Here is a 10,588-nt window from a genome sequence, read left to right as displayed (position 1 = left end):
TTTTTCGAAAACCTACTGATCAGAACGGGATATCGTCATCAAATGAATCAAACCCGGCAGGCTGATGCGGCGCGCTTGGTTGTTGTGGAGCCTGTTGTGGTTGTTGCGGCGCGCGCGCTGGCTGCTGGTAACCGCCACCTTGTCCGCCTTGGTTATAGCCACCCTGCGCAGGCGCGTTGTTGTACTGGGGCGCTTGATCGAAACTGTTGGCGATTGCGGCTGCATTCATCGCGCCGCCACCCATTCCACCACCCATGCCAGCGTTATCGCTGCGACCATCAAGCATTTGCATTTCGCTAGCGACGATTTCAGTGGTGTAGCGATCAGAACCATCTTGCGCTTGCCATTTACGGGTGCGCAGTGCGCCTTCAATGTAAACCTTTGAGCCTTTACGCAGATACTCGCCGGCAATCTCGCCCAGACGATTAAAGAATACGACGCGGTGCCACTCGGTACGCTCTTGCGGCTGACCAGTGTTTTTGTCTTTCCAGGTTTCCGAGGTGGCTACGCTGACGTTGGTCACGGCACCGCCAGAGGGCATGTATTTCACTTCGGGATCTTGCCCGATATTGCCAATCAAAATTACTTTATTTATTCCGCGTGCCATTTTGTATTCCTCTTGATTTACGGTGTATCCGCCTTCTGTTTTTGTAGTTGGCGGCTTTCAGATTGTTGGTGTTTGCCCTCGGTTGAGGGCGAGCTACTTTACACTAGAGTCCGCCGTCTACGATAGCGGCCAAGTGTTTGCGGTCTACCCTGCGCTGGTCGACTTTAAGGTAGATAGTATTTTCCGATGCCACAATAATCGCCTCGGCCACACCATCCACCGCGCGCAGTTTTTCAAGAATCGTTTGATGATCATGCCCGCGCAGCGGAATCAACACACTGGCGAGAAAATGCGGCGGTTTCATCGACCAGGCCACGGCCAACCAAATCAGCACCAATACTGCATTGAGCGCAAACACTGCATTGGCGCCCTGCTGCTGGAGCAGCCATCCGCCCAAAGCGCCGCCACCAAACACACCCAGCACCTGACAAGTGGAATAAATTCCGGTTGCAGTTCCCTTGGCTCCGGCGGGGGCGATTTTACTGACCATCGATGGCTGGGTTGCCTCCAGAATATTGAAGGCGATAAAGAATACAAAGAGGATGAATAAGGCCAATACTAACTGGGTGGATATCAGCATAAATGCCAATTCCGATAGCAACAGTAAGCTGACAGCAATCAGAAACACCCCTTTAATCTTGCGGCGTTTTTCCGCGATGATCACGAATGGCAGCATCAGCACAAACGCAAAGGCGAGCAGCGGGAAATAGATAAAGCCGTGGTATTCGCGGTCGATATGAAGCTGGTTTTGCAACATCAACGGCAGCACCACAAAGCTCGACATCAACACAAAGTGCAGTACAAAAATCCCGACATTCAAGCGCAGTAACTGCGGGTGTTTGAGTGTCTTCGCAAGCAAGCCCGGCACGGCAACCGCCTCCCGCTTGGAGGTGGACTCGGCCACATTGGGCACCAGTTTAAGCAGGATATAAATCCCCACCACACCCAGCGCGGCTGTCAGCCAGAAGATCGCGCCAACACCGCCCCAAGCCGCCAGCAGCGGGCCGACTGTCATTGCAACGGAGAAGGAAACACCGATGGACGCGCCAATCGTCGCCATCGCCTTGGTGCGGTTTTCATCAGAGGTAAGATCGGTCAACAGTGCCATCACCACCGCCGAAATAGCCCCACCGCCCTGCAAAAAACGACCGAGAATCAAGCCGTAAACTGAATCCGCCAAGGCCGCAACAACGCTGCCCAGAACAAAAATGATCAAACCCGCGAGTATCAACGGTTTGCGCCCGATGCGGTCGGACAGCACACCAAAAGGAATCTGTAACAGCGCCTGGCTAAAGCCATAAGCGCCCAGCGCCAAACCAAGCAAAAATGGGCTGTGATGGGCATATTCGGTGCCATAAAGCGCCAATACCGGCAGCAGCATAAACAGGCCGAGCATGCGGAAGGTATAAAGTGCCGCCAGTGACATCACCACTTTGCGCTCAAAAGGCACAGCTGCGTCGGTCACGCGGGAAGGTAAAACAGGATCTTGCATGGGAACAGAGTTCTAGTCGTTTATCGAAGGGGCGACAGTGTACCAACTCACGCCCGCATCAGCCCATAAAACTGCCGCAAGTTTGCAGCAAATTCCATGCGTCATTTTTATCCAAGCTTTACAGAAGATGCTCCACTCCTGACATCAACTGTCAAGCTATTCACGTATAATCGACCGTTTTGAATGGCCACGGCGGATTGCAGTAGATGGACAAAATTATTGTTAGGGGTGCGCGCACCCACAATCTCAAAAACGTTGACCTCGATATCCCGCGCGACAAACTTGTCGTGATCACCGGCCCCTCCGGCTCGGGCAAGTCATCGCTGGCGTTCGATACGCTCTACGCCGAAGGCCAGCGCCGCTACGTGGAATCGCTCTCCACTTATGCGCGCCAGTTCTTGTCGATGATGGAAAAACCCGATGTCGATCACGTAGAGGGACTTAGCCCGGCGATTTCCATCGAGCAAAAATCCACCTCCCACAACCCGCGCTCCACCGTGGGCACCATCACTGAAATCTACGACTATCTGCGCCTGCTCTACGCCCGCGTCGGCGAGCCACGCTGCCCGGAGCATGGCGTACCCCTGACCGCGCAAACCATCAGCGAGATGGTAGACACCACTCTCGCCCTGCCCGAAGGCACCAAACTCATGCTGCTGGCGCCGGTAATCCGCGACCGCAAGGGCGAGCATCTGCATATATTTGAACAGCTCAAGCGCGATGGTTTTATCCGCGTGCGTATCGACGGAATCCTCTGCGATCTGGACGACACGCCCAAGCTGGATAAAAAGAAGAAGCACACGGTTGAAGTGGTCGTCGACCGCTTTAAAGTGCGCGAAGATTTAAAACTGCGCCTGTCCGAATCCTTTGAAACAGCGCTGAATTTGTCTGAAGGCATCGCCTGCATTAATTACATGGATGGCGAAGCGCCCGACCGCTTGTTCTCATCCAAGCACGCCTGCCCGATTTGCGATTACAGCCTGACCGAACTCGAGCCGCGCCTCTTCTCATTCAACAATCCCGCCGGCGCTTGCCCGACTTGCGACGGATTGGGCGTACACCAGTTTTTTGATGAAGACAAAGTTATTCAAGACACTAGTTTGAGCTTATCGGAAGGCGCTATCCGCGGCTGGGACAAGCGCAATGTTTACTACTTCCACATGCTCAGCTCACTCGCCAAGCATTATGCGTTTGATGTGAATACACCTTGGACCAAGCTAAAAGCCAAGCAGCGCGACGCAGTGCTTTACGGCTCAGGCGAGGAAGTGATTGAGTTTAATTACATCAATGATCGCGGCGATGTGTACAAACGCAGCCACAGTTTTGAAGGCGTGCTGACCAATATGGAACGCCGCTATCGCGATACCGAATCCAACTCGGTGCGCGAAGACCTGACCAAATTCCTGTCGAGCCAGCCCTGCCCCGCTTGTGAAGGCACTCGCCTGCGACTGGAAGCTCGCAATGTGTTTATCGATGAGCGCCCGCTACCAAACATCACCGAAATGCCCGTCGCCGATGCTTACGACTACTACATGAAACTGGCCTTTACCGGCCGTAAGGCTGGTATCGCTGATAAAATTCTTAAAGAACTGCGCGATCGCTTCCGCTTCCTCGTCGATGTCGGCCTGAATTACCTGACACTCAACCGCAGCGCCGAAACCCTCTCGGGCGGCGAAGCTCAACGTATCCGCCTCGCTAGCCAAATCGGCGCCGGATTGGTGGGTGTAATGTACATCCTCGACGAGCCGTCCATCGGCCTGCATCAGCGCGATAACGAGCGACTACTTAAAACTCTGACGCACCTGCGTGATATCGGCAATACAGTGATTGTGGTGGAGCATGATGAAGATGCTATTCGCCTCGCCGATCATGTGATCGACATAGGCCCCGGCGCAGGCGTACATGGTGGACAAGTCATCGCCCAAGGCAATGTAAAAGCCATCATGGCAAACAAAGACTCGATCACTGGCCAATATTTAAGTGGCACCCGTGAAATTGCGGTGCCTGAGAAGCGCCATCCGTTCGACAAAAAAAACCTACTGCGCTTGACCGGCGCAAAAGGCAACAACCTGCAAAATGTAACGCTGGAAATTCCGGTCGGCCTAATGACCTGCGTGACCGGGGTATCCGGCTCGGGTAAGTCCACGCTCATCAACGCCACCCTGCATCCGCTAGCGGCCACAGCACTTAACGGCGCTACAACTCTTGATCCAGCACCTTATGACACCATCGAAGGCATGGAGTTGTTCGATAAGTGCGTCGATATCGACCAAAGCCCCATTGGCCGAACCCCGCGCTCCAACCCTGCCACCTACACCGGCATATTCACACCGATTCGCGAGTTGTTTGCTGGCACTCAGGAATCACGCTCGCGCGGCTATCAACCCGGTCGCTTCAGCTTTAACGTTAAAGGCGGACGCTGCGAAGCCTGTCAGGGTGATGGTGTCACCAAGGTGGAAATGCATTTCCTTCCAGATGTGTACGTCCCCTGCGATGTGTGCAAAGGCAAACGCTACAACCGCGAAACACTGGATGTGAAATACAAAGGGAAAAACATCAATGAAGTCTTGGGAATGACAATCGAAGATGCTCGCGCATTTTTCGACCCAGTCCCTTCGATTGCCAACAAGCTACAAACCCTGATTGACGTGGGCCTGTCTTACATCTGCCTTGGTCAATCAGCCACCACCTTGTCCGGCGGCGAAGCCCAGCGGGTAAAACTTGCCAAAGAGCTCTCCAAGCGCGATACCGGCAAAACACTCTATATCCTCGATGAGCCCACAACCGGCCTGCACTTCTATGACATCCAGCAGCTACTGAATGTATTGCACCGCCTACGCGACCACGGCAATACCGTTGTAGTGATTGAACACAATCTGGACGTTATTAAGACCGCTGATTGGATTGTCGATTTAGGGCCGGAGGGTGGAAGCGGCGGCGGGCAAATTATCGCCACGGGAACACCAGAGGAAATTGCGAAGATTGAACACTCACACACAGGAAGATTTTTAGCACCGATGCTTAAATCGGGAACTAAAAAATCGAAAACAACGAAGAAATAACAGAAAAAAGAGGATTTAGAAAAAGAAAAAAGGGGCTTTGCATCCAGCAAGCCCCGTTGCATCCTGCTTGGGAAACCGATCTTCATGATCGGCTGGCATCATGCCTAACAGGTTTCATTCCATCGATAGCCTCATCCTGAAACCAAATCCTTAATCAACACATCCTGTCCTGATTAGCGTCCTTGTGCTAGCCATTTTATCGAAAATGAGAATGGATAACAGTCGGAAAAGGCTGAAAGCTTTGTGAGACATTGACCATATAGGCAGACGAAATATGGAAGTTAAAGTGTCGAATCCATAAATTAAAATCTCACTCACATTCATTCTGAGTAAAGACAGCCCCACAAGCAGCACTCAAAAGCCACACAAAAAATTAATGGCTAGCAGCGGTTCATTAATCCATCTTCTTTGCCTTGCAATGCTCAGCAATAAACTGCGCATGCGTGGGCATATAATCGACTGACTTTTCTATCACACGCTTGACACCGTCAAGGCGCTGGGCGATTTCATCTTTGGTCATTCGGTCAACCAATGGATGATAGGCACGCGGATGGATGCCTTGACCATGCATCACCTCAAGCCAGCTCAAATCGTTAAACATTTCAGAGCTATTGCGATAAATACGCCCGTTCTTTTTGAACTGTTCAATTTTTTGAGTCAACGCCTCGGGAATACTCATAGTGCGGCAATAATTCCAAAACTCAGAGTCGTTTCGCTCAGTCGCGTGGTAGTGAAGAATTAAAAAGTCGCGAATTTTTTCAACTTCAAAATCTGCCTGCCGATTAAATTCATCAATATCTTCCTGATCAAAATTTTTATTCGGGAAAAAGCTCATCAAGCGGGCGATGGTAGATTGCACCAGATGAATACTGGTGGATTCCAATGGCTCCATAAAACCACTAGCCAAACCTACCGCCAAACAGTTTTTGTTCCAGAATTTTTTGCGCTTCCCTGTTACAAATTTCAATAGCCGAGGATCAGCCAAAGGTTTTCCATCGAGATTATTTAACAAGATGGAGAGAGCTTCATCTTCGCTCATAAATTTGCTGGCAAATACATGTCCGTTCCCAATGCGATGCTGCAGTGGAATTCGCCATTGCCAACCAGCTGCATGGGCAGTAGAACGCGTATAAGGAATGGGATCACCATCGCTTTCGCAAGGCACAGCCCAGGCGCGATCACAGGGCAGCCAATGCGTCCAATCTTCGTAGCCTGTTTTTAATGCCTGCTCAATTAACAATCCCCGAAAGCCAGAGCAATCAATAAAAAAATCAGCTTCAACTCGCTCGCCTGATGCCAACTGCACCGCTTCAATAAAACCATCATCGGCGCGCAGAATAGTATCGACTACTGTGCCGTCAGTGCGAATCACACCACGTTGCTCTGAATATTCACGCAAAAAACGCGCGTACAATCCCGCATCAAAATGGAAAGCGTAGGCAATATTCGACAAAGGAGAATTGCCCGCATCAAATGGCCGCATAAATTTGCCGCGATCAGATGCAACACCGCCAATGGTGTACAACCCCAATTCGTCCGCTTCACCTAACTGCGACATTTTCAACCAATAGTGATAAAACTGAATGGCCTCCATATCCTTACCCACTTCACCAAAGGCATGGATATATTTGTGACCAATTTTTTTCCAATTTACAAATTGAATTCCGAGTTTAAATGTTCCCTGCGTTTTACGAAGAAACTCATCTTCATCTAAATCCAAAAATTTATTAAACAACTGGATTTGCGGAATAGTCGCCTCACCAACGCCAACAGTTCCTATATCTTCGGATTCAATCAATCGAACCTGGCAATAATTATTTTTTAGCACTTTCGCCAAAGCCGCTGCTGTCATCCAACCGGCTGTTCCGCCACCAACAATGACAATGCGTCTTATATTATTCTCATGCATTACAGCCACCTAACTTCATTACTTGCATAAACCAAAAATAGTTCACTTTACTTTTTAAAAGTATCACAGCGTTCAAAAAAAAGGCACAACCCAGTGGTTGTGCCTTTTGTAGTCTGAACCCCAAAGCTCTTAGAACACAGCTTTCACCGTCAGTGCTAAACGGCGGTCATTGACGAACCAGGAACGACCCGTTTCACGACCTTCTCCGTCCAGCATCATCAAGGTTTCCGTCTGGGTATTCGCCAGATTGGTACCCTGCAGGCCGATAGAAATTTCATCAGTTAGCTTGTAGGTTATCGCACCATCAAGGAAGCCCGAATCACTATTCCAGATCGGCTGACCGCTGATTACATCACGCGTAGTTAAAAGATACTTGGAGCGCCAGTTGTAAGCCAAACGCGCCGACCACTCATCTTTCTCGTACATGAACACCAGGTTAGCAGTGTGTTCCGACTGACCACGCAGAGGCAGACCTTCCAAGGCGGCAGGATCAAATGGCTCCAGACCGGGTTGCGGTGTTACATCCTCATCCGGCTCCGCTTCAGTGGCAGTTTCGCTAGAAGAGAAGTTCGGAATACCTTCTGAATCAACAAAGGTGTAGTTCGCCTGAATACCAAAACCATCGAAAGGCGCTGGCAGCATATCGAAGAATTGCTGGTAAGCCAGTTCGATACCCTGCAGCTTTCCTTCTTGGCCATTACGCGTAGTGGTGAATTCGACGGTTTGGGTGACGCCGGTATCAGGGTTGGTGAAAGTTCTGGGCAGCGCACCCTCAATAAAGAAGTTTTTCAGATCTTTATGGAAAATCGTCGCGGTCAAAGAACCAACAGGGGCAAAATACCACTCCAAAGAAGCATCCCATTGGACGGACTCCATGGGCTGTAACCCAGGGTTACCACCACTACCGGTCCAAACCACTGGGTCAACTGACTCAATATCGACACCAGAGTCTTGCGGCCCAGGCATGGCTGGAACATCCGGATCAGGTTCCACTCGCGTAGTCACCAAACTGCGCGCACCAAGAACAGCCTGATTGCGAACTTCAGACATATCCGGTAGGGCGATAGCCTTGGATACTGCAAAGCGACCAATAAGGTCATCAGTCAGTTCTACCTTCAAGTTAAAGCTCGGCAACACACCATCCCACTCTGCACTCTCCCCCAATTCACCTTCATCGTAGTCATTGCCAAACGCCTTTTCATCTGGACTTAGCCAGTTATTAGCATCGCGCGAGTAAGAGGCAAGAGTAGTCACTTGATCCAACCAATCCTGTTCTGATTCAAACAGACCCGGATCGAAAGGCCCAATTTGATCTTCAGCCCACTTGCGGATAGCACCACTGTCAGTTAAGTCAGTAGGCGCCCCATCAGGAATAGCTTGACCAATCATATCTGGGAATTGAACCGACCCTATCGCATCGCGATCCAGCTTAACGTAGCGCAAGCCGACATTACCGTTGAAGCGGACAGCAGTTTCATCCGAACCAAAATCCAAGCGAACATAGATAGCTTGGTTCGTTTCCGTTGTATCGTAGACTTCAGCGGGAACGAAATAGGTTCCGGGAATAACATCAGGGCGATTTTGGTAGGGCTCCCAGATACCCTCTCCATCAGGGTTGTTCTGAGGCAATTGACGGCCAGCGATTACATCTTTCAAGAGACTTTCAGTTGGGAAAATAAAGCCATCGCCCGGAATGGAAACTACACCACCGCGATGAAAGTCACTCCAATCAACATACTGGAACTCGTTATAAATACTCTCATCCAGCTCGGACAGCCACAGGGCACCATCGCCGCCACCGGGCGCCCACTCTGCACCAAGGCTTCCCCAGTTATAAGACGTGGCACGCACAACCTGGTTACGTTCAGCGTAGCGAACACCGGCTTTAACAGAGGTAACAAAACCGTCTTCGAAGTGATGGGTAACATCAAAGCGTCCAGCGCGGGATTCACCTTCAGATCGCTCATAATGATCCATGGCGGAACGTAGCCAGTAGGAATCACGATCCTGGAAGTAGTTGGAATCACCTGCTGGGTCATTAGAGAAACCTGGGAAATCGGTCGCATACCATTCTGGATTGGCATCGCGACGCCCATCCCAAGGTTCAATGACTGTGAGGCTAGGCGTATCGCGGCGCAAATCAAGGATCTGCAACGCGTGGATACCAAGCGCTACCTGCAGGTCGTCATCCGATGTGGTCGCATCGACAAACTGTAAATCACCCTCAAACTCCCATGCCTCACTTGGTGCCCACTTAACATTGAAACTCAGGTCGTCAACGATAGTGTGGGTATCTTTGTAGCGGGTATCGGCCTGATACTTCTGACCGAAATAGTCATTGGTAGTGACGTAGCCGTCCGGACCCGATGTACCCCATACCCCATCAGGATCCCAGTCTGTATCCCAACCGCGCGGTACACGACCTTCACCGCCACGCCAACCACCACCATCGGTGATATAACCAGATTCAAAAATACTGTCGCCGCTGAAAGCAAACTCAGTACCGGGATAAGGGCGTGCGCGACGGTTTTCACTTACTGTGCCATCGTCGTTTGCGTCACCGTAGCCACCCTGATACTTGACGGCATTTTCTTTCCAGCTCAAACGGGCATCTGAGCGCAAGAACTCAGCAGTAGTTTGTAAGGTTTCATCAGGACTCGCCCACTGCAGCGCAGCGGCAAATCCACGGCGAACACGCTCATCTTCTTTGGTGAAGAAGTTGGAGCCGTTCGTCATCCACACTTGGCCATCATCCATCGCAACACTCGATGGAGCACCCAAAGTATCGGCGCGATACTTCACAAAAGCATCACTCTGAATACCATGTGAGGTGCCAGCCAGCTCGGAATAGGAAGCGTTAATCAGGAACCCGAATTCGCCGAGATCATCAGTCATCCACCGATTACTGTAGAGACCTGAAATAGTGGGCGAGGCTTCTTCAGCCATATCCCCGTAAGAGACATCGCCGGTAAAGGCAATCATCTGACCATCTTTATCAAAAGGTTTGCGGGTCTTCAGACTGACCGTACCACCAATACCACCTTCAATCATATCGGCGGACTGGTTTTTATACAGATCTACTCCCCCCATCAACTCTGGTGGTACGTCCTGAAAGTTCAAACCACGACCCGAGTTGGCGGTAAAGGAATCGCGGCCATTAAATTCACTTCGGGTCGCGCTCATACCACGGATAACTGCACCACTGCCTTCCACACCAAAGTGGTCAGGATCATCAGGTGCCTGAAAACGCTCAATCGATACACCGGGCATCCGCTGCATAGCTTCCAATACACTGCGATCCGGTAGCGAACCAATGTCTTCTGCCGAAATAGCATCTACAAAGGTGTCCGCATTACGCTTGATATCCTGGGCGTTCTCAAGATTTTGGCGGACGCCACTAACTAAGACCTCCTCTACCGACTGATCTTGTTCAGGCGCATTCTGCGCAAAGGAGGGAGAGCTTATTGCCATAACACACATGGCAAGCATCGACTTTTTGAAAGTAATAGTTTTCTTGG

Annotated in this window: 5 protein-coding genes; 1 reads left to right on the top strand and 4 read right to left on the bottom strand. The window is 50.8% G+C overall.

What is annotated here, in order from left to right:
* Window positions 1-19 precede the first annotated feature (19 nt).
* Together ssb and SPL68_RS05475 are read right to left on the bottom strand one after the other, a co-directional pair.
* Window positions 20-607, bottom strand: coding sequence for a single-stranded DNA-binding protein (gene ssb / locus SPL68_RS05480; protein WP_323814069.1), 588 nt, complete (start codon window positions 605-607; stop codon window positions 20-22).
* A gap of 103 nt (window positions 608-710) precedes the next feature.
* Window positions 711-2,099, bottom strand: a complete 1,389-nt coding sequence (locus SPL68_RS05475) for an MFS transporter (RefSeq protein ID WP_323814068.1) — start codon at window positions 2,097-2,099, stop codon at window positions 711-713.
* Window positions 2,100-2,305: 206 nt separating this feature from the next.
* Here SPL68_RS05475 and uvrA point away from each other — a divergent pair, with 206 nt between their 5' ends.
* On the top strand, window positions 2,306-5,161 hold the full coding sequence (gene uvrA, locus SPL68_RS05470) for an excinuclease ABC subunit UvrA (RefSeq protein WP_323814067.1): 2,856 nt from the start codon (window positions 2,306-2,308) through the stop codon (window positions 5,159-5,161).
* A 394-nt stretch (window positions 5,162-5,555) separates the two neighbouring features.
* On the opposite strand, the gene SPL68_RS05465 is transcribed toward uvrA, so the two are convergent.
* Both SPL68_RS05465 and SPL68_RS05460 read right to left on the bottom strand, forming a co-directional pair.
* Window positions 5,556-7,070, bottom strand: coding sequence for a tryptophan halogenase family protein (locus SPL68_RS05465; protein ID WP_323814066.1), 1,515 nt, complete (start codon window positions 7,068-7,070; stop codon window positions 5,556-5,558).
* Between the two features lie 129 nt (window positions 7,071-7,199).
* Window positions 7,200-10,541: a TonB-dependent receptor gene (locus tag SPL68_RS05460; RefSeq protein WP_323814065.1), complete on the bottom strand. Its 3,342-nt coding sequence runs from the start codon at window positions 10,539-10,541 to the stop codon at window positions 7,200-7,202.
* Window positions 10,542-10,588 lie beyond the last annotated feature (47 nt).

Origin of the sequence: Cellvibrio chitinivorans (assembly GCF_035117775.1) — a bacterium.
Lineage (GTDB): Bacteria > Pseudomonadota > Gammaproteobacteria > Pseudomonadales > Cellvibrionaceae > Cellvibrio > Cellvibrio chitinivorans.
Note: the sequence above shows the minus strand (reverse complement) of the source record. Positions and strands in the feature narration are given on the sequence as shown.

Bases quoted from the DNA above. Each gene is read 5' to 3' on its own strand.
- ssb (WP_323814069.1), bottom strand. From the start codon at position 607: ATGGCACGCGGAATAAATAAAGTAATTTTGATTGGCAATATCGGGCAA.
- uvrA (WP_323814067.1), top strand. From the start codon at position 2,306: ATGGACAAAATTATTGTTAGGGGTGCGCGCACCCACAATCTCAAAAAC.
- SPL68_RS05465 (WP_323814066.1), bottom strand. From the start codon at position 7,070: ATGCATGAGAATAATATAAGACGCATTGTCATTGTTGGTGGCGGAACA.
- SPL68_RS05475 (WP_323814068.1), bottom strand. From the start codon at position 2,099: ATGCAAGATCCTGTTTTACCTTCCCGCGTGACCGACGCAGCTGTGCCT.
- SPL68_RS05460 (WP_323814065.1), bottom strand. From the start codon at position 10,541: ATGGCAATAAGCTCTCCCTCCTTTGCGCAGAATGCGCCTGAACAAGAT.